Source organism: Salisediminibacterium halotolerans (assembly GCF_003814815.1).
Taxonomy (GTDB): Bacteria; Bacillota; Bacilli; order Bacillales; family Salisediminibacteriaceae; genus Salisediminibacterium; species Salisediminibacterium halotolerans.
The window spans coordinates 104,147-130,159 of the sequence record NZ_RKQQ01000004.1 but is presented as its reverse complement, the minus strand read 5'-3'; the positions used below and the strand labels follow the sequence as shown (position 1 = coordinate 130,159).

Annotated in this window: 23 protein-coding genes; 12 read left to right on the top strand and 11 right to left on the bottom strand. The window is 47.4% G+C overall.

Annotated elements, in window-relative coordinates; genetic code table 11:
- The first annotated feature begins 48 nt into the window (after window positions 1-48).
- Window positions 49-531: a hypothetical protein gene (locus EDD67_RS08785; RefSeq protein ID WP_121440346.1), complete on the top strand. Its 483-nt coding sequence runs from the start codon at window positions 49-51 to the stop codon at window positions 529-531.
- Between the two features lie 47 nt (window positions 532-578).
- Here the strand turns inward: EDD67_RS08785 and EDD67_RS08780 are convergent, their stop codons facing one another.
- On the bottom strand, window positions 579-1,220 hold the full coding sequence (locus EDD67_RS08780) for a nitroreductase family protein (protein WP_093073424.1): 642 nt from the start codon (window positions 1,218-1,220) through the stop codon (window positions 579-581).
- 424 nt (window positions 1,221-1,644) lie between these two features.
- On the opposite strand from EDD67_RS08780, the gene EDD67_RS08775 reads away from it, so the two are divergent.
- From EDD67_RS08775 to EDD67_RS08765, 3 genes are all read left to right on the top strand, one after another.
- Window positions 1,645-3,603: a CoA-disulfide reductase gene (locus EDD67_RS08775; protein ID WP_121440345.1), complete on the top strand. Its 1,959-nt coding sequence runs from the start codon at window positions 1,645-1,647 to the stop codon at window positions 3,601-3,603.
- Between the two features lie 130 nt (window positions 3,604-3,733).
- Window positions 3,734-4,309, top strand: coding sequence for a TetR/AcrR family transcriptional regulator (locus tag EDD67_RS08770; protein WP_158638246.1), 576 nt, complete (start codon window positions 3,734-3,736; stop codon window positions 4,307-4,309).
- Between the two features lie 38 nt (window positions 4,310-4,347).
- Window positions 4,348-5,265 (top strand): cation diffusion facilitator family transporter, encoded by a 918-nt coding sequence (locus EDD67_RS08765; protein WP_158638245.1) that lies wholly within the window; start codon window positions 4,348-4,350, stop codon window positions 5,263-5,265.
- 499 nt (window positions 5,266-5,764) lie between these two features.
- Here EDD67_RS08765 and cydC read toward each other — a convergent pair whose 3' ends face one another.
- From cydC to EDD67_RS08750, 3 genes are all read right to left on the bottom strand, one after another.
- The gene (gene cydC, locus EDD67_RS08760; RefSeq protein ID WP_121440341.1) at window positions 5,765-7,498 is read right to left on the bottom strand and encodes a thiol reductant ABC exporter subunit CydC; all 1,734 of its coding nucleotides are present in this window, start codon (window positions 7,496-7,498) and stop codon (window positions 5,765-5,767) included.
- Entirely contained in the window at window positions 7,495-9,240 is a 1,746-nt protein-coding gene (gene cydD, locus EDD67_RS08755; RefSeq protein WP_121440340.1) for a thiol reductant ABC exporter subunit CydD, read from the bottom strand. Before cydD ends, cydC begins: the two co-directional genes overlap by 4 nt.
- A gap of 126 nt (window positions 9,241-9,366) precedes the next feature.
- Window positions 9,367-12,813: an EAL domain-containing protein gene (locus EDD67_RS08750; protein ID WP_123875827.1), complete on the bottom strand. Its 3,447-nt coding sequence runs from the start codon at window positions 12,811-12,813 to the stop codon at window positions 9,367-9,369.
- Between the two features lie 70 nt (window positions 12,814-12,883).
- On the opposite strand from EDD67_RS08750, the gene EDD67_RS08745 reads away from it, so the two are divergent.
- On the top strand, window positions 12,884-13,078 hold the full coding sequence (locus tag EDD67_RS08745) for a hypothetical protein (protein WP_123875826.1): 195 nt from the start codon (window positions 12,884-12,886) through the stop codon (window positions 13,076-13,078).
- 213 nt (window positions 13,079-13,291) lie between these two features.
- Here EDD67_RS08745 and EDD67_RS08740 read toward each other — a convergent pair whose 3' ends face one another.
- Window positions 13,292-13,918: a YpjP family protein gene (locus EDD67_RS08740; RefSeq protein ID WP_121440338.1), complete on the bottom strand. Its 627-nt coding sequence runs from the start codon at window positions 13,916-13,918 to the stop codon at window positions 13,292-13,294.
- Window positions 13,919-14,087: 169 nt separating this feature from the next.
- On the opposite strand from EDD67_RS08740, the gene EDD67_RS08735 reads away from it, so the two are divergent.
- A complete protein-coding gene (locus EDD67_RS08735) occupies window positions 14,088-15,539 on the top strand; it encodes an MDR family MFS transporter (RefSeq protein WP_121440337.1) in 1,452 nt (483 codons plus the stop codon).
- Window positions 15,540-15,595: 56 nt separating this feature from the next.
- On the opposite strand, the gene EDD67_RS08730 is transcribed toward EDD67_RS08735, so the two are convergent.
- Window positions 15,596-16,351, bottom strand: coding sequence for an STAS domain-containing protein (locus EDD67_RS08730; protein ID WP_158638244.1), 756 nt, complete (start codon window positions 16,349-16,351; stop codon window positions 15,596-15,598).
- Window positions 16,338-16,988: a cobalamin B12-binding domain-containing protein gene (locus EDD67_RS08725; protein WP_121440335.1), complete on the bottom strand. Its 651-nt coding sequence runs from the start codon at window positions 16,986-16,988 to the stop codon at window positions 16,338-16,340. The genes EDD67_RS08730 and EDD67_RS08725 overlap by 14 nt, the downstream gene beginning before the upstream one ends.
- 169 nt (window positions 16,989-17,157) lie before the next feature.
- Between EDD67_RS08725 and EDD67_RS08720 the strand changes: the two genes are divergently transcribed.
- The 3 genes from EDD67_RS08720 to EDD67_RS14220 are packed head-to-tail and all read left to right on the top strand — an operon-like array spanning window position 17,158 to window position 18,442.
- Entirely contained in the window at window positions 17,158-18,072 is a 915-nt protein-coding gene (locus tag EDD67_RS08720) for a YncE family protein (protein WP_121440334.1), read from the top strand.
- A 49-nt stretch (window positions 18,073-18,121) separates the two neighbouring features.
- A complete protein-coding gene (locus tag EDD67_RS13925; RefSeq protein WP_154718768.1) occupies window positions 18,122-18,286 on the top strand; it encodes a hypothetical protein in 165 nt (54 codons plus the stop codon).
- Window positions 18,287-18,295: 9 nt separating this feature from the next.
- Entirely contained in the window at window positions 18,296-18,442 is a 147-nt protein-coding gene (locus tag EDD67_RS14220) for a TIGR03943 family putative permease subunit (protein WP_338420266.1), read from the top strand.
- 16 nt (window positions 18,443-18,458) lie between these two features.
- Here EDD67_RS14220 and EDD67_RS08715 read toward each other — a convergent pair whose 3' ends face one another.
- Window positions 18,459-19,418 (bottom strand): bile acid:sodium symporter family protein, encoded by a 960-nt coding sequence (locus EDD67_RS08715; RefSeq protein ID WP_121440333.1) that lies wholly within the window; start codon window positions 19,416-19,418, stop codon window positions 18,459-18,461.
- Between the two features lie 182 nt (window positions 19,419-19,600).
- On the opposite strand from EDD67_RS08715, the gene EDD67_RS08710 reads away from it, so the two are divergent.
- Window positions 19,601-20,848: a YeeE/YedE family protein gene (locus EDD67_RS08710; protein WP_318272098.1), complete on the top strand. Its 1,248-nt coding sequence runs from the start codon at window positions 19,601-19,603 to the stop codon at window positions 20,846-20,848.
- A 48-nt stretch (window positions 20,849-20,896) separates the two neighbouring features.
- On the opposite strand, the gene EDD67_RS08705 is transcribed toward EDD67_RS08710, so the two are convergent.
- Complete coding sequence (locus EDD67_RS08705) at window positions 20,897-21,301, bottom strand: magnetosome magnetite crystal formation protein family (RefSeq protein WP_121440332.1); 405 nt, start codon at window positions 21,299-21,301, stop codon at window positions 20,897-20,899.
- A gap of 171 nt (window positions 21,302-21,472) precedes the next feature.
- Here EDD67_RS08705 and EDD67_RS08700 point away from each other — a divergent pair, with 171 nt between their 5' ends.
- On the top strand, window positions 21,473-22,177 hold the full coding sequence (locus EDD67_RS08700; protein WP_121440331.1) for a YwaF family protein: 705 nt from the start codon (window positions 21,473-21,475) through the stop codon (window positions 22,175-22,177).
- 79 nt (window positions 22,178-22,256) lie between these two features.
- Window positions 22,257-22,385 carry a YfhE family protein gene (locus EDD67_RS08695; RefSeq protein WP_121440330.1) on the top strand — a complete coding sequence of 43 codons (129 nt, stop codon included), beginning with the start codon at window positions 22,257-22,259 and terminating at the stop codon, window positions 22,383-22,385.
- A 66-nt stretch (window positions 22,386-22,451) separates the two neighbouring features.
- Here EDD67_RS08695 and ppdK read toward each other — a convergent pair whose 3' ends face one another.
- Window positions 22,452-25,121, bottom strand: coding sequence for a pyruvate, phosphate dikinase (gene ppdK / locus EDD67_RS08690; RefSeq protein ID WP_121440329.1), 2,670 nt, complete (start codon window positions 25,119-25,121; stop codon window positions 22,452-22,454).
- Window positions 25,118-25,939, bottom strand: coding sequence for a pyruvate, water dikinase regulatory protein (locus EDD67_RS08685; protein ID WP_121440328.1), 822 nt, complete (start codon window positions 25,937-25,939; stop codon window positions 25,118-25,120). Before EDD67_RS08685 ends, ppdK begins: the two co-directional genes overlap by 4 nt.
- Window positions 25,940-26,013: the final 74 nt, after the last annotated feature.

Below are 26,013 nucleotides of genomic sequence, written 5' to 3'. Positions count from 1 at the left end.
GCTGTGATAAAGTGAGAAAAGAATATTGTTCAGAAAGGTTGGTCGTCCATGCCGGCGTTTAGCTCCCAGCAAGGAATTCATACAACACACAAAAACCGGATTGTACTGATTGTTTTGGCTCCTCTTCTCACCGGTCTTTTATTCAATTATTTTATCGGCTTTTTTCAGTCGATCTATGCTTTTTATTCGATCGCAATGATTATGTTCTGGACATTTGCCGGGTTTTATTTCGGGCGGGCAATCCCGCCGCTTTGGAAAGGTTTTTTACTCGGAAACAGCCTTTGGCTGTTATCATTGCTGCTTTTTTTCCATCAGTTTCAAATCATGACCGAAGAAGGGCGCTCGGTGATCATGGCAGCCCTCGCGCAAGTTTATGTGACTGCGTACACGCCGATTACCGCCCTGGTAGTTGAAGCCGCTGACAATACTGTTGTCACTGAGGAAATGATCATGTATCCTTCTTACATGCTAATGCTGTTTAATTTTGTTCTCGGTTTTGCCGCCGGCGTTTACGCCCGCACGCGGATGTGAATAAATAAGCGGGCTGTCTTTATTATCAGACAGCCCGCTTTTCTTCGTTAAAATGAATTTTTTACTGTCACTTCGCTGACCGCTTTTCGTGCTGAGGCATGGGCTTCTTTCGCCGGCTTTCCGATTGTCAAAAGCATTACCGGAACGTAGCGCTCGGGGATGTTGAAAGCCTCGATAAACGGCTCACGCTGGAATCCGCCCATCGGACAAGTGTCATAGCCTTTCGCTTTCGCTGCAAGCATCAGCTGCATCGCTGCCAAAGAAGCATTCAGCACCGCCTCGTCGCGTGCAAACGGTGTTTCACCTTCATAAGCGCCGTGAATTTGAGTGACGATCGTATTTTTTATTTCATCTGTCATAAATCCGTTGTCGACCGCTTCTTGAAAGATCGTATCGGCTTCCAAATTTGCTTGTAAATCGCCTAAAATCGCGACTGTCACAGAACTGTCAACAATTTGCTGCTGATAATAAGCGATCGGCAAAAGCTCCTGTTTTTTCTCTTCGTCATCAATCACGAGAAAACGCCAGTGCTGCAAATTCCATGACGACGGAGCCGTCGACGCTTTTTCGAGCATATCTTCAATTTCTTCATCCGTTATAACGGCTTTCGGATCATATTTGCGGACAGAATGCCGTTCTTCCATCGTCTGAAACAGACCGACATCGTGTGTAAAAGCTGTCTCACTCATAAATCATCTTCCTCCTCATATCAATGAAAAATCGTGGATTTAACCACGGAGTATTATATCAGCGTTCACAAAACAGACACAATCAAGATGCTTATCATTATCTTCTGCTCCTATATATCAGCCAGACGCTCAAACTGATCAACACAACTACCGTCAACAGCAATAAGCCGATCGAAGGCCAGTAAACATCAAACATGCGGATAACCTCCAAATTGATACTTTAATAACACCCTTTATTATATCTATTATGACAAATTCAGCGAAAAACTTCGACCGAACTGCCAAATAATATTTTTCACCGAATTGACATATCTCCGCGGCAAATCGTATTTACACTGCAGGCGAATTGCTTTATTATACCTATTAGGGTATCAAGTTAAACCATTCACAAATAGTGTTTGAATGATCAAGGAGGTCATTATTCATGAGTAAAAAAATTATTATTGTCGGCGGGGTTGCCGGCGGAGCTACCGCTGCTGCAAGATTGCGCCGAATTGATGAAACATCGGATATTGTTATGTTTGAAAAAGGAGAACACATTTCTTTTGCTAACTGCGGATTGCCTTATTATATCGGCGGCACAATAGACGACCGGGAAAAACTGCTCGTCCAAACCGTCGAAGGAATGTCACGCAAGTTTAATTTAGACATCCGCAATTTAACCGAAGTTACCGCGATCAACCGTAACGAAAAAACGGTGACAGTTAAACGCGTTCAAACCGGTGAAACATATACAGAAGCCTACGACGAACTGATTCTTTCACCGGGCGCGCGGCCGATCGTTCCGCCGATTCCCGGTTTAAATGAAGCGAAGCAGCTCTTTACGCTCCGCAACGTGCCGGATACCGATCAAATTAAAGCCTGGGTTGACGGCCGCAATCCGCAAAAAGCTGTCGTAATCGGCGGCGGATTCATCGGTTTAGAGATGGCTGAGAACTTGCATGATCTAGGTATCGAAGTCACCGTCGTCGAGATGGCCGACCAAGTCATGGCCTCGCTCGATTATGAAATGGCGTCAATCGTGCATGAACATATTCGCACGAAAGCCAACTTAATTTTAAGCGACGGCGTAAAATCGTTTGAACATGAAGGCAGTCAAATTCAGCTGCAAAGCGGAGAGACGCTGACAAGCGACCTGACAATTCTCTCGATCGGTGTACAGCCGGAAAATGAACTGGCGAAAAACGCCGACCTCGCAATCGGCGATCGGGGCGGCATCGTTGTGAATGACTACATGCAAACCGATGACCCGCACGTTTATGCGATCGGCGACGCCGTAGAAGTGAAAGATTACAATCAAAAGACGCCGACGATGGTACCGCTCGCTTGGCCGGCCAACCGCCAAGGGCGCATCGTCGCAGATACGATTTACGGCAAGAAAACCCGTTATAAAGGAACGCTCGGCACTTCGATCGCTAAAGTTTTTGATTACACGGTAGCAGCTACCGGCAACAATGAGAAAACGTTGAAAAAGCTCGGGGTGTCTTATAAAGCTGTCCATGTTCATCCTGCTTCGCACGCCGGTTATTATCCGGGCGGATCGCCTGTTTCGCTTAAAATGACGTTCGACCCGGAAGACGGACGAATTTTCGGCGTTCAAGGCGTCGGTATGGACGGAGTCGATAAACGGATTGATGTTTTAGCCACTGCCATTAAAGGCGGACTGACTGTTTTTGATCTGCCTGAACTGGAGCTGGCTTACGCTCCGCCTTACGGCTCGGCGAAAGACCCTGTAAATATGCTCGGATACGTTGCAAGTCACGTGGCCGACGGAGACTTAACGATCGTCCATCACGACGAAATTGATCAAATCGTTGCTGACGGAGGTTTTCTCGTCGATGTCCGTGATCCGCTCGAAGTCGACATGGGCGCTATACCAGGATCGGTTAACATCCCGCTCGATGAGATCCGTGACCGGATCAGCGAATTTCCGGACGATCAACCTGTTTATATCACGTGCCAAGTCGGTCTTCGCGGTTACCTTGCTACACGCATCTTAGAACAGCACGGCAAGGAAACAGTGAACTTAAGCGGCGGTTACAAAACGTATGCGTGTGTAAACAACGATTGTTCCCCTTCCTCGCTTGAAGAAGCGCCGGAAAGTGAAGAAAATGCAGCTGACTTCGCCGCGTATCAACATCAGCAAGCCGATCAAACAATCGATGCCACCGGACTGTCCTGCCCGGGACCGATCATGAATTTACACAAAGCTGTAAAAGGAATGGACGAAGGGCAAACAGTCAAAATCACCGTCACTGACCCGGGCTTCATTCGCGATGTCGATGCTTGGTGTAAAAGCACAGGTCACACGCTGATCGAAAAAAGCAGCGAGAAAAACAACATCTATGCCGTTGTCGCAAAGGGAACAGCTGAAAAAGTATAAATCCGTCTATACGCAAGACCTCGCTGATTCCTATCAGCGGGGTCTTTTCCATTTGACAATCCGGCATAAATACCGTAAAATAAGAATTCGCTGACTGACAGTCAGTCACAAATGTTTAGGAGGAATGGCGATGTCCGCCGATAAACGCAGCCTGTTAATCAATACGGCCATTGATGTTATCCGGGAACAAGGATTTGAAAAAACGTCCGTTTCACAGATTGTCGGCCGCGCAGGAGTGGCCCAAGGAACCTTTTACCTTTATTTCAAAACCAAAAATGAACTGATCCCGGCGATCGCGAGAGAAATTTTTGATATACAGCTCGATCGCACGAAAGAAGCCTTTCCAAAAGAACCTGCTTCATTGGATGAACTTCTTAAAAAGCTGATTGAGATTACCTATACGATCACTGAAGAATATAAAGATTTGATTACGTTTATTTATTCCGGTATGGCGTTTTACCATTCCTTTGAAACATGGGAGCAAATTTATGCGCCGTATTACGAATGGCTGATGTCAAAGTTCGTCTCTCTTCAAGATACCGGTGAGATTCAGACCGACACGCCGTTTGCTTACGCCGCCAACTACACCGTCGGCTTTATCGAACACGCAGCTGAATCGTTTTATTTATCCGGCGCTTTAAGTGAAAACCCAGAACAATCGAAGCATGAATGCTTCGTCTTTTTACGCAGAGCATTGCAGCCGTAACATTTTTTAATCATGATCTTAAAAAAGGGGGAGTGCACATGTCACCAAACGTTAAAATCGAACGCAATGTATTAGCGATGTCGGTCATTGGCGCTGTTGCCTTTTCATTTGCCGGCATTTTTCTCGGCGTCCTGTCCGGTTCGCATATTGTCTTATTTGACGGCTTATATTCGATGATCATCGTTGCGCTCTCCTACCTTTCACTCGCTGCTGCCGTTTTTATCGGGAAAAACGATGAAGAGCGTTTCCCTTTCGGCAAAAACATGGTAGAACCGCTGGTGATTTTATTTAAATACAGCGTCATCCTTTTATTAGTCATCCTGTCGCTGCTCTCAGCTGTTCATGCTGTTTTCACCGGCGGCAGAGACGTGGCAGTCGGTATTGCTTTACTTTATGCAGCACTTGGAACAGCAGCTTGTTACGGTTACTATTTATATTTGAACAAACATGCTAAAAAAACAGCTTCCGGCTTAATTAAAGCCGAAGCCAATCAATGGCTGATGGACACATTGATCACAGCCGGCGTGCTCGCAGGATTTATTCTTGCCTCGGTGTTTCAATATATTCCTGCTTTAAATCCGTGGGTACCGTACGTCGATCCGGTCATGCTCATACTCGTGTCCGTTTACTTTTTGAAATACCCCGTTCGGGAAATGCGGACAGCATTAAAGGAAGTGCTGGAAATGAAGCCGGACAAACAAATCACTTCGCATATTGACACATTTGTCGCCGAAGCGGAAGAACGCTTCAAACTGGCTGAATCGTTCGTCCGGGTGACCAAAATCGGCCGCACCCTTTGGGTTGAAATAGATTTTGTCGTCCAGCCCGATTCAAAAGTGCAGACGGTTAAAGATCAAGACCGTGTCCGCGAAATGTTAAATAATAAGCTGTTAAATGAGGACAGCAAGCTGTGGTTGACGATCGCCTTTACAAGTGACCGAAAATGGGCTCTTTAATAACCGCACAACAAAAGCCTCCGCTTGAAAAAGCGGAGGCTTTAGACTGTAGACAAACTATATTTTTATGTCAGCCATGAATCCACTATCCTCCGCTTGCCCCGGGCAAGGACTCAGCTAGGATTCGGCGGCCTGAGGCCGCCGAATCCGGATCTTCGTCTCTTGCTTTCCCGGAGGCGTCGGAGGAGTGGATGCATGGCTTCTTTTTTATGAATACACTCGCTGCAAAAAAGAGGATGACCCAGCATCCCGGCTTTCTCCTGCGGGATAGCGAGACAGGCGAGACCCTACAGGGCATCAGCCCGAATCGGCTCGGTGCTCGCCCGCGTACTAGTAAGACACGGCGAAGTCTTTTTGAGCCGATGTCGCAGTGATACCTTCAGGTGAAAGAAGCCGGACGATGCGTCGTCATCCGTTCCTTTTAATTAGGACATCTAACGATGTCATGACTTTGTCAACACTCTGAAGCCTCCGCTTGAATAAGCGGAGGCTTCACTTTTTAATTAAGCGCCGGTATGACTTCATCCTCGATCGCTTTCAGCTCATAAAAGACGCCTTTTCTGGCAATCAGCTCAGAAAATGAACCTTCTTCGATAATCGCTCCGTCTTCCATCACAATAATCCGGTCCATTTGTTCAAGCCCGACAAGCCGATGGCTGATATAAACAACTGTTTCCCCCGCCGCCGCGGCCAGCCAGTCTTGGAGAAGACGCTGTTCTGTTACCGGGTCGACAGACGACAGCGGCTCATCAAAAAACCAGTTCGGCTTCGCTTTCAGCAGTACACGGGCAAGTGTAAGACGCTGTTTCTCTCCGCCGGAAAGATTAGCTGCTTTTTCTTTCATCTCATCATCAAGTGCAATGTCGTAAAGCTGTACTTTATCTAGCACCGAGCGCAGCTGATCATCATGCAAATGATCGCCGGCAAGCTGCAAATTATCCCGGACTGTTCCGTAAAAGAAATGGCTTGTCTGCGCGATAATATTCGCTCCTTGCCACAAAGATTCCTGCGCGCACGCCGCAATCTTTTGATCTCCCCACTTGACCGTCCCTTCAGCGGGAGTGAAGATGCCGAGGAGCGTATGGAGAAGCGCCGATTTACCGGCGCCGCTCGGTCCGACTACAGCTACATGTTCTCCCTTTTCTACATGAAGGGAAAGATCTTTTAAGATCGGTTTTCCCGGACGATCCCCCGGCAATGAAACCCGCTCAGCTGTAATCGAAACCGGGTTTTGCGGCGTCCACTCGTTCTCAGTGTCTTGTGCGCTTTGATTTTCTTGATCGGTTTCCGCCACATCGTGTAACAGCCGGTCCGATGCTTTGCGGCTGTCCTCAAAATATACCGGAACCGATGCGATCGGCGTCGTATTTTCAAAAACGGTTAAAGAAACCATCACAAGCATCGCGAGATATACACCTTGCATCTCGCCGGCGGCAGTCAGATATGCGCCTAAGGCTAAGACGGCAACAGAAATGATAAACGCAAACGCTTGATTCACTGTCTGATTAAAGAGTGTCTGTTTCGCTTCGTCCGATTGCCCTTCGATCAGTTGGTTTGATGCATTTTCCATTTTGTCTTGCTGATGTTTAAGCTTTTGATTGATTTTCAAGTCACGAAACCCGTAAAGAAATTCTGTCGTTTCCGTCGACAACTCTCCGCGGCGCTGCCGGAGTTTATTCGCTGTCACCTTCTGCCGGTAACTGAACCAAACCGGGACTAACACACTCGTAACGGTCAGGCCGATCAATAACAAAAGCGCAATTTCCCAGGAAAAAACCGAGGCAAACGCGATCGTTGCTAAAAATACGATGATCGCTACGACGGGCGGATAAATCACCCGTAAAAAGTAATTTTGCAAACTCTCGACATCGCCGACAATTCTTGCAAGCAGTTCTCCGCTGCGGTAGCGTTCAAAAATGCGCGGTGCAAGAGGTTCAAGCCGCCAGTAAAAATACATCCGCAGTTTGCTTAAAATCGTAAACGTCCCGCGGTGCGAATACAAGCGTTCGATGTAGCGAGTCACGGCCCGGGTGACGCTGAAGAGCTGGAGCATCGCAATGCTGATCGTCAAAACATAAAACGGCGGCATAATAGCGGCCGTTGAAATTAAATAGCCGCTGTTGGCAAACAGTGCAACTGCGCCGAGGCCTGCGAGGACACCAAATAAAATGGAGAGAAGCAAGTCTTTTTTCTCCGTAAACATCAGCTGTGTAATCGTTTTTAATGCTTTCACTGCTGGGCACCTCCTCGATGAACACGAACCATTTCTTGATAAGCCGGCAACTTCGCTAACAGCTCTTCATGCGTCCCTTGCCCTTGTAAAATACCGCCTTCTAAATAGAGGAGCTGGTCAGCATGACGGATCGTATGAAGTCTGTGCGCAACAGTAATCATCGTCGCCCCCTGTGATAACTCCTCGATCGAACGCCGCAAAATCCGTTCTGTACGCAGATCCAAACCTACCGTCGGCTCATCAAACAGAATGACCGAGGGCTTTTTTAAAAACGCGCGCACAAGCGCGAGCCGCTGCTTTTCTCCGCCGGAGAGCTGCCGTCCTCCTTCGCCGACAACGGTCGCAAAACCGTCGGGGAGTTCCTCAATCACCGGCCGCATTCCTGCCTTCTCAACAGCCTCTTCCAGTTCTGGCCCGGAAACATCAGCATCCATCCCGATGACAGCATTCTCACGAATCGTCCCAGAAAAAATATACGGTTCTTGTGTAATGTAACTGATTTGCCTGAACCAATCCTCTTCGTAGATCGCCTGAAGATCGACGCCGTTAACGGAAACCGTTCCTTCATCGGGTTGTGCCAAACCGGCCAAAAGGTTCAAAACAGTCGTTTTCCCGGCCCCGCTCGGACCGATGACCGCCGTTTGCGAACCGCTCGGAATCACCGCATCAACCCCTTTAATGACTGCTGAATCATCACGGTATGAAAAACGCACTGCTTCAAGCGTGATTTCAGGCGGGGTGTCTTTTGATTCTATTCGATATTGCACATCTTTTTTCGCTCTCTGCGGTTCTTTATCGTCCTTGTTCAACTCGCCCATAACGCGTTCCGCAGCACCGGTGCTCGCTTTACCGTTATGAAAGGCAGTGCCGAGTTCTTTTAATGAAGCAAAAAATTCCGGAGTTAAAATCAACACGAAAAAAGCGGTAAAAAAGCTTAACTGGTCATAAATGACGAGGCGCAACCCGACCTCAAGCGCCACAATCGCAATACTGAGCATGGAAATAAATTCGAGCATCAGCGATGTTAAAAAGGCGACACGCAATACGCCCATCGTTTGATCACGATAAGCAAGGCTGCTTTTTTCCAGCACATCCGCTTTTTCTTTTGAACGGCCGAAAAACTTCAGCGTAGCGAGTCCTTGCAATATATCAAGAAATGTTCCGGAAAACCGGTTCAATTCTTCCATTTGTTCTTCCGATTTTTTCTCGGCATTTTTGCCGACAACAATCATCGCAATCGGGATAAAAGGGGCTGTAACGAGAATGATCAGTCCCGAGATCCAGTTCGCATAAAAAATCGCCCCAAGTAAAACAAGGGGTACTACCGATGATTGCATCAGCTGAGGATAGTAATTGCGAAAATAACCGTCAATATCATCGACAGCATCGACATAAACACTGACTTTTTCCCCTGTTTGACCTGTTATCGCCGTTTCTAGCGGGTTTTTCCGATATGTATCGGCGAGATTTTTACGAAAGCGCGCTTTGATTTTCGCAGCCATATAAATGCCGGTTCGGCCGTTTAAGTAAGTCAAAAGTGCACGCAACAGTAAAACAGCAGCTAATCCGAAGAGGTAACCCGTCGTTTCGTGAAAAGACGCTCCCTGTAAAAAGACTAAATCAACGACGGCGACAATAAAATAAGCCATTGCAACAATCGTTATTCCCATCAACAACGATCCGGCAATAAGTATCGCCCGTTCTTTTGTTTGTGCTTTCGCTATCTCCTTTAATGCTTTCATACTGTCCCTCCGTTTGTGATCAAGCGGTCATCGCTTATTCTATTTTAGCGGATTTCAGGAGATTTTTCACGAATTCACTTTGAATCAAGCAGCCGGAACGTTCAGTATAAAACGTTCCGGCTGGTTTTACGTATTTAGAAAATGGTTATGATGCACATAATCGCGATAATTTTCGGCAGAGAGCGGCTTGGAAAAGTAATATCCTTGGCCGTAAATCGTTTGTTCATGACGAATCCAAGTCAACTGAGCGGATGTTTCAATTCCTTCAGCAATGACGGTAAGCTTCAGTCCTTTGGCCATCTCGAAGATCGAGCGAACGATCGCCTGATTTTCTTCACTTTCATGAATCGTCTCGATAAACGAGCGGTCAATTTTCAAGACATCGACGGGAAATGATTTCAAATAACTCAGTGAAGAGTGTCCCGTCCCGAAATCGTCAATCGATACTTTCACACCGATCTGTCTGATTTTCTCCAGACAGTTTTTGATCGTATCGAAATGGGCTGCACTGATACTTTCTGTCACTTCAAGCCAAATAAGCGACGGATCGAGGTGAAAGCGGGCCAGATTGGTGCGGAACTCGTCGACGATCCTTTCATCCATTAATTGAATTACCGATACGTTAACACTGAGCGGAACCGGCGGCAAGTTCCAGTCGAGAAACTGCCGTTGCGAGCGGCACGCCTCATAAATCAATCCGTTCCCGAGCGGGATGATTAAACCTGTATCTTCGGCAAGCGGAATAAAGTCTTGCGGTGAAATCTCGCCTAGTTTAGGGTGGTGCCACCTTGCGAGAGCTTCGGCACCGCTTAATTCTCCGGTTTGTAAATTGACTTGCGGCTGATAATGCAATTGCAACTCGCTGTTTGCGACGGCTCTGCGCAGATCACCCTCAAGTTCAATCCGTTTCAACCGGCTTTCGTACAACGTTTGATGAAAAAACACGTACTTGTTCCGGCCGTTTTTCTTTGCTTCGTACATCGCCATATCAGCATTTTTGATCAGTTCTTCCGCGTCGCTGCTGTCGCCGGGAAACAGGCTGACCCCCATGCTTGACGTTGTATAAACGTCGGCATCTCCCAATTTAAACGGCTTGTCGAACAGTTGCTTTAGATGTTCAACTTGTTCATAGACACCTTTATCACTGCGGGCCGGGGAAATGATCAGCATGAATTCATCTCCGCCAAACCTCGATACAAATACACCTTCGCCTGATTCTTGCTGCAAGCGTGCGGTAACAACTTGCAGCAATTCATCCCCGGCTGAATGCCCCCACGTATCATTAATATGTTTGAACATATCCAAATCCAAGCATAAAACAGCCTTCGTTGTCTCTTCATCTTGATTGGCCGTTAATTCCTTCTCTAACTTTTGCTGAAAATGCCGCCGGTTCGGCAGACCCGTTAATTCATCAAAAAACGCCATCTTGTGCACTTCTTTTTCCCGTTCACGCGTCGCCTGTCTCTCCAAAGCGGTCGCAATCAGCTGTGCAGCAGATTGGACGAAACGTTCTTCGTCTTTTTCCCATACTTTCCCATCAATCCGCGATTCACTAATAACCGCGCCGCGCACTTCTCCTTTTGTATGGACCGGAGTGATCAGCGCGGCTTTAATTCCGTTTGCATCAAAGTACTGTCCGGCAACCGGCTGTGTCCGGATGATTTCATCGACATTTTCCAGCTGAATATTTAATCCGCGCAAAAAATCGTCTCGCAGTTTTCGCAATTCGTTTTCCGGGACGTGCAAACCTTTTTCGCTGACAGTACTGTAAGGATCATAGAGCGTCTCTAAACGAAAACCGTCGGCTCCTTCGAGCCAAACTGTTGTTCGTTCACGGTGCAAAACATTCGAGACGCTGTGAACAATCTCATCAATCATCGTTTCGCTGTCCCAGTTCGATGATAACGACAGTGCCAAGATCGTCTCATTTTGCTGTTGCGTCCGCTTTCGCACCTGTTTTTCACGGTTCTCCCGCTCATACTCCGATGTCACGTCTTTGGCAAGCCAAAAAAGCCCGGTAACTTCCCCGTTTTCAATAATCGGCACATTCATAACATCTAAATGTAAAAGCTCCCCTCTGCGATTGACAACTTTGAGCATATACTCGACCGTTTCCCCTTGAAATGAACGGTAAAAGCAGCGTCCCGCATTGATACGATCCTCGCGGCTGATGTATTTTTCAAAAACAGAGAGGTCGCTGCCGGTTTCAACATCAAGACCGATTCGTTTTTGAAAAGCCGGATTCAGCTCTTGAACTTTCCCTTCCTTGTCAAAACGGGCGACAAGCTCAGGGTTGTAGTCAAACAAAGACTTAAAACGCTGTTCGCTTGACTGCAAATCCCGCAACACGCTCAAATTCTCCGAAAACAAACCATCGACTTGTCCGATCATATGATTAAACGTCGTCCCGATCGTTTGCATTTCATCGTTTGTATTTAACGCTGCTCTGACTGTAAAATCTCCGGCTGCCACTTGCTCAGAAGTTGAGGATAATTCAGATACTGTCCGAACGACCGAGTAATAGAAACCGGCAAAAACATAGAGAAGTCCCAACATAACGAAGCCGAATGCCCCGAACGAAAACAGCAGACTCCGATCAACCGCTGCCGAGCGTTCAGCAAGATCCGTTTCAATCAGCGGGATAATTTCATCGAAAATGCTGTAATACGAATCCACCGACTCCGTAGACTCGGCAAAAAAATCACCGGCTCCCGCGCCAATCGTTCCATCTGCCAAAAAACTGCCGATATGTAAAAACAGCTCATTTAACGAGTCTTGATTTTCCGAAAAATATTTGTGCAAATCTTCATGTGTTAAAAAAGAAGCAAAAATGACACTGTTACCGTATATATACGTTTCACGAAGATTATTAATTACACCTTTTTGAACACGGATTTCATCTTCGTAAACGTCCGGAGCTATACCGTGAGCCATTTGCCCGGAAACCATTCCGCGCAAACGGGCCGATGTTTCAGCCCCTCTTAAAATCGTATTCGTCATTTCGTTAATTAACACGGTTGATTCAATGTCGGTTTCGATCGCATACAGCGTTTGATTTTTAACGAGGTGGATTAAATTGATCAATTGCTGAATAAGAGCCGATTGTTCTTCAAACAGCTGAAACGGGGCTTCAAGTTCACCTTGACGTTCATCGTAAAGACGGTGAAGGTCATTATAGATGTACAGCCATTCATTAAGCACCCCGTAATCACTGATCGTTTCAAGCCAATGATCATCAATCTCACGCAGATAACTCAACATTCGCTTACGGGCAGATAGATAGTCTTCTGCAGCGGCCGGATTCTGATAATGGACTTGCATTAATCCCCGCTGCGTCTGCAGCTCTTCGATTAAGTCACGCACATCGCTGATCATCTCGATTCCATCGATCCCTTCGTCGAGCGCCTCACGTTTGTCGTGCAGTTCTTGTACGTAGGGAGTCAGAACAGATCCGGCAAAAATAAGCACCAGCAGCGCGATCACCGTGAACTTCTCAGGATATTTTAATTTGTCTATCAATACAATCATAGGTCGCAAGAAGCGCTTCACTGTGAAAACCTCAGTTCTGATCAAGGCATAATTTCCTACTATTATAGCAAATAAGCACAGGAAAAATGAGTCAAATTAAAAAAAGACACAACTTTTGTTGTGTTTTCAGAGTGTAGACAAAGTAACGATATCGTCAGATGTCCTATTAAAAAGAACGGATGACTACGCATCGTCCGGCTTCTTTCCGCGGGCGAGCGCCGAGCCGCTTCGGGCTGATGCCCTGCAGGGTCTCGTCTGTCTCGCTATCCCGCAGGAGAAAGCCGGGATGCTGGGTCAGCCTCTTTTTTGAAGCGAGTGTATTCATAAAAAAGAAGCCATGCATCCACTCCTCCGACGCCTCCGGGAAAGCAAGCGACGAAGATCCGGATTCGGCGGTCCGAGGCCGCCGAATACTAGCTGAGTCTTTGCCCGGGGCAAGCGGAGGGTAGTGGATTCATGGCTGACATCAAAATATAGTTTGTCTACAGTCTGAGACACAACTTTTGTTGTGTCTCAAGATTTTTTATGACATCCATTTCGGCGGAGTGTTTTTGTCCCAATAGATTTCGCCGATTTCATGATGACCGCTGAAATTATCATCATGCGTATGATAGTGAAAATTAAACCAATATCCTTCTTTCGGCTTTAAATCCCGCCGAACATGAAAGCGGGCAATATCTTCATTTTTATCGCCATCAACGATATGAAAAATTTTCTCACCTGTATACGATGATTTTTGTTCTCTCAGTTCGAGGACGGTTAAATCATCCGACGGCCAATCATCAAAAATGGTATGAATCGCTTCTTCCATCGTCGGAAAAATTTCTTCTGCAATATGATCTTCGACTTTTCCGGAAATCTTCGGCCCAAGTTTGGTCAACGTTTCTTCTTTCGCCCGTTCTGTAAATAACTGCAATATATCTTCATCAGCGACTAATGCGGAAAAATCGGTTTCGTCTTCGTTCAGATGTGACGTATCAGACACTTCGGCGAAGGCGTCTTCTTCGCCCGTGTAAAGCGACTCATCATACGGATTCACTGGGGCTTCTTTTACATCGGTATCCGCATCAGCATCCAGCTGCGGGATGTAGAGGCCGACTGTCAGTACAGCGATTAAAGCTGTCCAAAAACGTTTCATCCAATAGGTCATCGCTCTAGCTCCTTTACACGTAATAAGGCAATTCTAGCATACATAACTGAGATGTGTAAGCGGAATCACTGTTTTCTTGTAGTAGCGATTTCCAATCATGAATGATAAAATGATGACGGTTTGCATAAGTTTAGTAACCCGAAATAGTAGAAAGAAAGGACCACGCTATATGGCATCAGGCCGACCAAATAAAAAATTAATTGCTGCATTGCTCCTGTCAGGCGCATTCGTCACGGTGCTAAATCAAACATTGATGATTACAGCGATTCCGCCGATCATGCAGGAAATGAACATTACCGCCAACACAGCCCAGTGGCTGACAACCGTTTTTATGCTCGTTAACGGTATCATGATACCGATCAGTGCATTTTTAATCGAAAAGTTTACGACGCGGCAACTGTTTTTAACTGCGATGGGCACGTTTGCCGTCGGAACGGTTATCGGCGGGATCGCGATGAATTTTGAAGTTCTATTGATTGGACGAATCATTCAATCCGCCGGCGCCGGGGTGATGCTCCCCCTTATGCAGACGGTCTTTCTGCTGATTTTCCCGGTTGAAAAGCGCGGGACGATTATGGGATTTGTCGGTTTAACAATTTCTTTTGCACCGGCAATCGGACCGACGCTTTCCGGGGTCATTACGGAAACGCTTGAATGGCGTTATCTTTTTTGGCTGATTTTGCCGATGATTTTGATCATTACCGCCGTGTCTTACCGTATTCTCGAAAACGTTACCGACCTGAAAAACCCGAAAGTTGATCCGATCTCAATTATTTTGTCTTCGATCGGTTTCGGCGGACTGCTTTACGGTTTTACAAGCGCCGGCAACTTTGGCTGGACAGAAAATATGACACTCATGTCGTTTGCTGTAAGCTCTGTCGCTCTTTATCTCTTTATCCGCCGCCAGCTCGGAATGAAGCATCCGATGCTTGAATTTCGCGTTTTCAAGCTGCGGACATTTACACTCGCGACGATTATCGGGATGATTGGCTTTCTCGGTTTGATCGGGCTGGAAACGATCATACCGCTTTACATGCAAAATATGCTCGGCAACACAGCGATGCAAGCGGGCCTCGTGTTATTCCCGGGAGCAATGCTGTCAGGGATTATGTCGCCGATTACCGGGTACATTTTTGACAAAATCGGCGCCCGGGCGCTTGCATTTACCGGTTTAACAATCATGACCGTCGCAACAGCCGGATTTGTTTTCGTCGATTTGCATACAACGATGGCTGTGCTCGCGATTTTGTTTGCACTGAGAATGTTCGGCTTTTCTATGGTCATGATGCCGGTGACAACTTCCGGCTTAAATGAATTGCCGCGAAAATTAATTCCGCACGGAGCAGCGATGAATAATACGATGCGGCAAATTGCGGCATCTGTCGGCACAGCGCTGTTAGTCACGATCATGACGACAACTGCGCAAACAGTGCATGTAGAAAGTGCTGATACAACTGCTGATATTGTCGGGGTAAATATCGCAACACTCGTGATTACCGTCTTAACGTTTATCGGACTTATCCTGGCCTTCTTCCTGCACAATACCCGTCCGATGACCGATGAGGAATGGGATGAGCGTGAGGGAACAAAAGATCCTGATGCCCAAACTGATGACAAGTGAAACGGCGAATAAAAATCCCCTGCAGCTGTTTGAGTCATACAGCCGCAGGGGATTTGTTATGAAGATTGGTACGAAAAAACCTTCTCAAGGGAAGAAATATATCGAACGCTGGCGTTTGTATTCATCAATTGCATACTCTTGGCCTGCTCAGTTTGAATCCCTGATACCGTCACATTGACACCCATCACATCGAGCGAGACAAACAGTTTTTCCAACGCTTTTACGCCTTCGATATCCAGCGTGTCCAACGCTGTCACATCGATGATCACTTGTTTCGATTTCGTTTCATTTGCTCTTTCAAGCAAGTGCTGCGTGACAACGATCATTTTGTCTTGATCGATTTCACCGAAAAGAGGTGTCAGACCGACCCCTTTACTTACTTCAATAAAAGGCGCTGATAGGCGCTGATTCTCCGCCAACATTTTCTCTGCACGTTCTTTTTCATCAAGAAGCTCTTCATTTTTTCGTTCCAGCTCCTTGCGCAATTCAGTAAGACGGTCGCTGACTTGTTTAATTTTGCTGTCTTTTTCAATGACCATCAGATGAACCTGCAAATCGTTCTCTTTTGACATGTAACCGTCTACGAGCGTCATTTCTCCTTCTTTATTGTACATATAAAGTTCAACTGGACCATGATCGTCCTCCGAGCTGATAAATGATGCAGCTTTTTCCCGGCTGCCTTCCGCCAAGAGGCTTTGTAATGAAGATACCTGTCCAAACAATCGTTGCGCATCACTCGACTGCTCGATGACAGTCAGCTTTTTATCTACTTTAAATATTGGAAATGGCCACGGGGATTTAACTTGTTGCATGACGGACTCCTTTTTCATCTTGTCTGAGCCAGCTGTTCACATTTTCTAATCGGTCGATTACGGTCACTTGCCGGCTGTCTTGTTCAAATTTTCTGTGTAACCGGGAATAGCGTCCGCCCAAAATAATTTCTGTTTTTGGCGATGCTGCCATCAATCTATTTAAATAACGCTCTGTCCGCTCTTCATTAGGCGCGAACCCGGTCGAAACACCGACAACATCAGGCTCCCAGCGTTTTACACCTGCGATGGCATCGGCAATCGGCATATTCGGTCCCATGTTATACACTTGCCAGCCGTTCACACGAAAAACGGCTGCGACCATTTTTAACCCGAGGTAATGCTCCTCGTTTTCCGCCCCAAACAAAACGATTGTTTTTCCGGACGAATTTGTTTTCGCACGGGGTTTCACCGCTGCTGTCAGGACAAAATCACAAATCCCTGTCGCAAGGTGTTCATCTGCTACGCTGATTTTATTTGCTTCCCACAAGAACCCCACTTCATACATCGCGGGGGTGATAAATTCCTCGAGCATTTCAATCTCTGAATAGGTTTCTTGATAGGCCTTTACCGCATCAAACGCTTCGTCTTCTTTGCCTTCAAGAAAAAGGTGTGCCAGCTGTTCTGGTGTAATCGGCATTTCTTTCCTCCAAACGTAAAGGCATTTTTTCAAAATAATGAGAGCTCATCTTAACATAAATTTACCAGATTTACATTAAGCACAAAGACTCATAAGGGTGTTTATTTCGTGATGCGAAATGTGAACTGCATATGGTAAAATCAACGAAACCATTTGAAAGGATGATTAGATGACAGGAAAGCTGATTGTATTAAATAAAGATGAAGACAATTTATCGGTTGTAAACTTGCGTTCTTCTAAGGTAGAACAGACTGTCGCCACAAGTCACAACCCCCATGAAGTTGTCGTTTCCCATGACGGGCAAAAAACATACATTGCCTGTTCACTAGGCAACACCGTCGATATTATGGATAATAAGACCTTCGAAATAACGGGTCATATTTCACACGAGGAGTTTCATTTTCCGCACGGCGTAGGAATAACGAATGACGGCAAGACGCTTTACCTCGCTTCGACGTTCAGTGAAAAAATCTTTTTGATTGATACCTCAACAGATGAAATTCGAAAAATTATTCCGACGTACCAAACGTATTCACACATGATATCGTTCTCGCCAGACGGTAAAGCCGCCTACATTCCGAATATCGGCAGTGATAACATTACGGTGATCGATACGGAAACAGAAGAAATCGTCAATCATTTTCCGGTCGGCAAAGGGCCGGAAGGGGTCGCTGTTCATCCATCGGGCGAAGAGATTTACGTCGCTAACCAGGATGATGACACTCTTTGGATTATGGATACGACAGACTATGAAGTGAACTACAAACGGCGCGTCGGGCACATCCCCGTCCGCCTCGTGTTTTCACCGGACGGGCAGTATGCGTTCATTGCCAACCGCGAATCAGACGACGTTTCAATCATTCAGACTGAACAGCGGATTAACGGTCAAATACGCCCGTGGGAAATCAAGCGACTTCCGGTTGGAAAATGGGCCGGCGGCATTGTATTTCACCCGGACGGCACACATGCTTACGTGGCAAACAATAAAACGAATGACATCTCTGTCATTTCGCTGGAAACGTTGAAAGAAACGGAACGGATTGATGTCGGCATTCATCCGGACGGCATCGCTTATTTGCCGTAAACCCTGAGTCCTCGACATTTTGTCGAGGACTCAGAGTGTTGACAAAGTCATGACATCGATTGATGTCCTATTAAAAGGAACGGATGACTACGCATCGTCCGGCTTCTTTCCGCGGGCGAGCGCCGAGCCGCTTCGGGCTGACGCCCTGCAGGGTCTCGTCTATCTCGCTATCCCGCAGGAGAAAGCCGGGATGCTGGGTCATCCTCTTTTTTGAAGCGAGTGTATTCATAAAGAGGATGATGACTGGTTTACCGCGAGCGGTGTGCTCGACACAACGGAATTAAACGGCGAGACTGTACCTGTACTTAAAGATGCAGACATCGAACGGGCATCCGAACCTGACTCGCCGTATGTGTATCCGAGCTACTAAAAAGGACAAGAGCTGATCAGCTCTTGTCCTTTTCATTGCCGTTAATTTCTTCTGATCCGCCTTTGTTCCAAAAAGAAACGAGTGCAGGACCGGAAATGTTATGCCAAACGGAGAATATTGCGCTCGGCAGGGCTGCCATCGGCGTAAAGTGCGCCGTAGCGAGTGCAGCGCCGAGACCTGAGTTTTGCATGCCGACTTCAATTGAAATTGCACGGCGTTTTGTTTCATCAAGCCCGACACTCTTAGCCGTAAAGTAACCGAGCAGTAAGCCAAAGCTGTTGTGCAAGATCACCGCTGTAAACACAGCAATTCCTGATGTGACGAGATTTTCTGTGTTGCCGGAAATGACTGCGGCAACAATCAATAAAATCGCCGTGACAGAAACCATCGGCAAAGCCGACTGAGCCCGATCGACTGCTGCCGGCAAGAGTTTGCTCACAAGCAAACCGAGTGCAATCGGTATGATAATGACTTGAACGATACTCATGAACATATCAGCAAACCCGACAGGAAGCCATTGATCCGCTAAAAGAAAAACTGCCAACGGTGTCAACACCGGCGCAAGCATCGTCGAAACCGATGTCATCGCCACAGACACCGGGACATCACCGCGGGAGAGGTAAACCATCACATTCGATGCAGTTCCTCCCGGGCAGGCTCCAACTAAAACAAGACCAGCTGCCAGTTCCGGCGGCAGCTGCATCGCATAAGCGATCCCTAATGCCGCAAGCGGCATAACAACAAACTGCGCAACGACGCCGAATAAAACTGGAAACGGCTTTTGCAGAACAATTTTGAAGTCTTCCGGCCGCATTGTCGTCCCCATTCCAAACATGATAACGCCTAAAAGGATTGTTATGTACGGTGCAATCCAGACAAAAGCATCAGGTGTAAAGAAAGCAATAACAGATACAAAAATAACGATAATAGCAAAATAACGGCTCATAAACGAACCTGCAAGCTGAAGTCCTTTCATAATTCATTATACTCCTTTCAAATGCTCAGATTTTTCAATCTAATGCATTATTTTACGCCTCGCTTTAATCCGTTGCAACAGTAAAATAAAAAAATCACACGTTTTTTTTGACAAATGAAATTTAACGTTTTACTATAAATAAATAATTCCGATCAATATAATAAGGATTAGGAGGATATCCATTGACAACATCTGCTGCTGAAAAACAAACGAAAACGCTGGCTTCCAGCGCACCTCCGCTCGGCCCGCCGCAAATAAAATTAATCATTGGCGGGTTGATTGTAACCGGTGTTTTACTGGTTTATTTAATGGCAAGCCAAGAGGCGATGCACCCGCTTCTGTTAATCATCGGCCTCTTGCTCGGTTATACACTGTTTCATGCCCGATTTGGTTTCACGTCCGCATTTCGGCGCTTGATGGCGGTCGGAAACGGCCAAGCGTTGCGCTCGCACATGGTCATGCTCGCGGTCGCTGTGACACTTTTCGCGCCGATTCTTGCGTTCGGTCTCTCCTTTTTTGATGTGGAGGTAGCCGGATATGTCGCCCCTGTCGGCGTCAGCCTGCTTGTCGGTGCGTTTATGTTCGGGGTCGGCATGCAGCTCGGCGGCGGCTGTGCGTCCGGTACGCTTTATGCTGTCGGCGGCGGTCGATCTGTTATGTTCATTACACTGTTATTTTTTATTGTCGGTTCAACCATCGGCGCCTATCACTTGCCGTTTTGGACCGAAGAAATGCCTGCCGCTGAACCGATCTCTCTGGCAACAACGACTGGCTGGGGCTACGGCGGCGCATGGGCCGCTTCGATCATTTTGTTTGGGTTGATTGCCTGGATTACACTCGTTGTCGAACGGCGGCGCAATGCTCCGCGCATGGCCGACGTTCCGACAGAATCCGGGATTAAGCGGATTTTCCGCGGGGCTTGGCCGCTTGTGATTGCAGCCGTTGTATTAGCGGTTTTAAACGCGTTGACGTTGATGACCCGCGGTGAGCCGTGGGGGGTCACCTCCGCTCTGGCACTTTGGGGTTCCAAAGGAGCCGAAGTGATCGGTTTTGACCCGGCAAGCTGGGGATATTGGCAAGGAGAAAGCGCTCAAGCTCTGCAGCAATCAATTTTTGCTGACACAACGACGGTACTGAATTTCGGTGTGATTTTAGGTGCGTTTCTCGCCTCCGCTGCCGGCGGACTGTTCAAACTGAGCAAAATTACAAAAGGCAACGCTGCCGCTTCTGTCATCGGCGGTCTGTTAATGGGTTACGGCGCGCGGCTCGCTTTTGGCTGTAACATTGGCGCCTATTTCGGCGGGATTGCATCGTTCAGCATGCACGGCTATATATGGGGCGTCGTTGCGATGGCCGGAACATTTCTTGCCTTGTTTTTACGTCCTTTATTCGGCCTGTCTGTCCCAAAACCGAAAGATTCATTTTGCTGATTCACTTTCAATATAAAACGCCTTGAGACAAAATTGTCTCAAGGCGTTTTATTTGAGCCATTGAAGTGAAAAGGGATATTGAAACCATCGGCCTGAAACGGCAAAAATTAGCGCCGCCGTAAAAATGGTAAACCAGATAAAAAGCAGTAAAACACTTGTCCCGATCATTCCCAGCCCCAAGGGAATCCGCAGCCAATCAAGCGATCCGGGAAAAAACAAACCCGGCAGAAACGGCAGCGCAAACAGCAAGATAAACGCCCCGGCAAGATAAACTTGCATACTGATTTGAAAGTTGACGTTTTGCCGCAGTTGATGGTCAACAAATGGGCGGTCGGTACGCAACCGCTGATAAAGCGCATAGACAATTAAGATATTAATCACCGGTACGGGAATAAGTATCGCGATCACACAGCCTCCCGCAACAATGCCGCGGTCTTTCCAATCAGGCAGCATCTTAACCGTTCCCTTTCAAAATATAGATAATCGTAGCGCCGACAATCAACAGCGTAAGCACTGTTATTCCCATTGATATCCATAACAACATCGAACCATCCGCCTTTTTGATAAAATATTGATAGTTCCATTGTATACGAAATATGATTTTTAAGACAGGAGGAGAATCTCATGTGGTTTGCCGGTGACAACTCTGAGGTGCCTTTCACGACATTGGGAGCCGAGCACAATATCATGATCGTTGTTTTTGTGTTTGGCTGCACCGTTGTTTACCTTACGCGCGGACTGATCGCTCCCCGGCTTCAACGGCCGATCGAAGTCGGCATTGCCGTTTCACTCATCCTGTTCGAATCAGGCTATCATATCTGGGCGGTTTTTCACGGTAATTGGGACGTTCGGTTTTCCTTACCGCTGGAACTCAGCAGTTCCAGTGTTATTTTAACGATAGTCTTGTTACTGTACCGAAATGAAAAACTGTTTCAAATCGTCTTCTTAATTGCGATCGGCGGGGCGATACAAGCGATCGTGACCCCTGTACTCGGATACGGCTTCCCTCATTTTCGTTACTGGCACTTCTTTTATACGCATATCGCTGTCATCTGGGTCGTATTTTATTTCTTATGGCACCGCGCTTACCCGCTTCCCTTTATCAGTGTAATCAAAGCAATGATCTTTTTGAACATCCTGCTTCCCTTTATTTACGGCGTTAATCTGCTGACCGGAGGTAATTACTGGTTTATCATGGAAAAACCGGCCGGAGGAAGTTTGCTCGACATCCTCGGTCCGCATCCTTGGTATATTCTCGGCATGGAAGGAGCCGCAGTCGTTTTGTTCACCTTGCTTTGGCTTCTGTTCGGAACGCGGCGCTTTAAATAAACCGGACCGGATGTTTAAACAGTTTTTCAGCCGGGAAGAGGATTCCTAACTTTACAGATAATGAAAGGAGTCATTTCCAATGGAAAAAAATCAGCAACCGCACCGTCAAATTAACGAACGCGAGAACGGATTAAGCTCCGCTCAAGAAGTTAAATACGCGGACAAATTCCGCCGCGCCGACCGCGCGTCAGAAGGAAAACAAACGTAAGGATGAAACGCAAAAACCCTCTGCTGTCCTGATTTAGACAGCAGAGGGTTTTTTATGCAGCGAGGATTAAACGTTCATTTTTTCTTTCGCCGTCCCCGTTTGCTCCACGACTGCCGCTTGTGCTGCAGCCAGACGGGCAAGCGGAACGCGGTAAGGCGAACAGCTGACGTAATCCAGCCGTTGTGCATGGCAAAAAGCGATTGAGGATGTTTCTCCGCCGTGTTCACCGCAGATGCCGGTTTTTAATTGCTCTTTAACACGGCGGCCTTTTTCGACACCGATTTTCACGAGTTCCCCGACACCTTCGCTATCCAACACCATAAACGGATTATTTGCTAATGTTTCATCATCGATGTAGCGCTGCAAAAATTTATTTTCGGCATCATCCCGGCTGTAACCGAACGTTGTCTGCGTTAAGTCGTTGGTTCCAAACGAAAAGAAATCAGCTTCGGCGGCAATCGCATCCGCAGTCAGCGCTGCGCGCGGGACTTCGATCATCGTTCCGATCGTATAAGCGACGTATTCACCTGTTTCGTTGAGTACTCTGTCTGCTGATTCTTTTACGAGCCGGCGCATCGCTTTTAACTCATTGACGTGGCCGACAAGCGGAATCATGATTTCCGGACGGACAGCCGCTCCATCTGCCGCCCGGTCAATCGCCGCGTGTATAATCGCTTCCACTTGCATCGCGTATATTTCCGGGTAAACCATGGCGAGACGGCAGCCGCGATGACCGAGCATCGGGTTCGATTCATCGAGCCGGCGCACTTCCCGGAGAAGCTCTTTCTTCGTCTTTAATTCACTTGACGCCGGGTCGGTGATCTCCAGCTGAGCGGTCTCTTTAATTAGTTCCTCTTTATCAGGCAGAAACTCATGCAGCGGGGGATCAAGAAGGCGGATCGTCACCGGGCGGCTTCCCATCGTTTCAAAAATACCGCGGAAATCATCCGCCTGCATCGGCAGCAATCGGTCCAGCGCCTGTTGCCGGTCGGCAGATGTCGAAGCCAAGATCATTTCCCGGACAACCGGAATCCTCTCCGGATCCATAAACATATGCTCTGTGCGGCAAAGACCGATTCCTTCTGCTCCGAAGGAAAGTGCACGTGCGGCATCATCCGGTGTATCACTGTTCGTCCGAATCCCTAAGTGTCTACGGTCATCCGCCCAAGACAGAAGACGGTGAAATTCATCCGACAGTTCCGGGTCTGCCATCGTCAGTTCGCCGAGCATTAATTCTCCGGTACCGCCGTTAATCGTCACAGTATCCAGGTAAGCGACTTCCGTATTGCCAACAGCAAACGTCTGATTCGCTAAATCAATCGAAACGTCGCTGCATCCGGAGATACACGCTTTCCCCATCCCTCTTGCCACGACGGCCGCATGGCTTGTCATTCCTCCGCGCGTTGTGACGACAGCTTCTGCAGCAATAATTCCGTGAATGTCGTCTGGTGTTGTTTCCGGCCGCACGAGAATAACCGGAACCCCGGCTGCTTTTTTATCTTCTGCATCATCAGCTGAAAACACGACTTTCCCTGTCGCTGCCCCGGGAGAAGCCGGCAACCCTTTCGCAAGAACTTCAAACGAAGACGTTTCATCAATACGCCGATGCAATAGCTGTCCGAGCTGTTCCGGATCAACCCGCATTAACGCTTCATCTTTCGTTAAAATCCCCTCTTCATGCATATCCACAGCGATGCGGACAGACGCTTCTGCCGTCCGCTTGCCGTTTCTCGTCTGCAAAATAAACAGGTTTCCCCGTTCAATTGTAAATTCAATATCTTGCATATCCCGGTAATGATTCTCCAGGCGTCGGCAAGTTTCAGCAAACGTTTGGTAAACGTCCGGCATCGAATCACGAAGCGTTTCAATCGCTTGCGGGGTGCGAATACCCGCGACGACATCCTCTCCTTGCGCATTGATCAAGTACTCACCGTAGAGCTTGCTTTCCCCGGTCGACGGATTGCGGGAAAACGCCACACCCGTCCCGGAATCATTACCGGTATTTCCAAATACCATGCTTTGAATATTCACAGCTGTTCCGAGATGCCCCGGAATCCCGTGCCATTTTCGGTACAGCTGGGCCCGGTCATTATTCCACGAACCAAAGACGGCCTGAATCGCCAAAATCATCTGTTCGCGCGGGTCTTGCGGGAACGCCCGGCCCGTCTCCTGTTCGACAATCGTTTGAAACTGCTTAATCAATGTCTTCCAATCAGACGCCGACAGATCCGGGTCAGCTGAAAATCCATGCAGCTGTTTATGCGTTTCAATTTTACGTTCAAACTTTTCACTGTCCACCCCTAGGACAACATCGGAAAACATTTGAATAAAGCGCCGATATGAATCGTAAGCAAACCTCGGTTCCCCTGTCAGCTCAGCCATTGAAACAACCGTCTCGTCATTCATCCCCAAATTGAGCACGGTATCCATCATCCCGGGCATCGAAAACACCGCGCCTGATCTGACCGACACGAGCAATGGATTTTTTGTGTCGCCCAATCCTTTGCCAGTCGTCGTCTCAAGTTTCTCCAGTGCTGTATCCACCTGTTTTTTTACATCCGCAGGCAATTGTTCACCCGCTTCGTAAAAGGCGTTGCACGCCTTCGTTGAAATCGTAAACCCGTATGGCACCGGCAAGCCGATTCTTGTCATTTCGGCGAGGTTCGCCCCTTTTCCTCCGAGAAGTTCCTTTCCGTTTGCATCGGTATCGTCAAACATAAAGACATGCTTATTCATACAATCCCGCCTCCTGTTGGTGTCATTCGCTCCAATAAATCCTGCGCTGTTTCTTCAACAGCCTTGTTTGATACATCGATCACCGGACAGCCGATCTGATTCAGCACATCCGCAGCAAAATCGAGCTCAGCTAAAATCCGCTTTCGGTCCGCGTAAGAAGAATCTTGTTTCAAACCGAGCGCCCGCAAGCGTTCCCGGCGGATATCCAACAATTTCTCCGGAGAAATCATCAAGCCGATCATTTTTTCTTTTGGAATTGAAAAAATATCTTTCGGCGGCGGCACCTCGGGAATAATCGGTATATTCGCCGCATAATAACCTTTGTTCGCTAAGTACATGGACAGCGGTGTTTTCGACGTCCGCGACACACCAGCCAGTACAATATCAGCATTGTTAATTCCCGACATCTCTTGTGCATCATCGTATTTCACTGCAAATTCGATCGCTGCAATCCGCCGAAAATAATCGTCGCCTAACCGGCGGATATATCCGGGCTCGAGCTTCGGTGAGCTGTCGAACACTTTGCCGAACGCGTTCATTAACGGCGCCATGACATCCACTGCTTCGATTCCGTAATGTTCAGCCTGTTGGAGCAAATATTCTTTTAATTCCGGCACTATCACCGTAAAAACGATTAACGACGGATAATCCTTCGCTTCGGCAATCACCCGGTCAATCTCTTCAAGCCGCTTCATGTAAGGATAGCGGTGAAAGACTGTTTGTTGTTGCGGGAATTGTCCCGATACTGCTTGAACTAAATGATGCGCTGTCTCGCCGACAGAATCAGAGACAATAAATAAATGATACGTCTTATTCACCTCATCACCTCGTTAATTGTGTCATACTAATAAAATTAGTGTATCATAAATGCGCTAATTGAAAAACCTTTTAT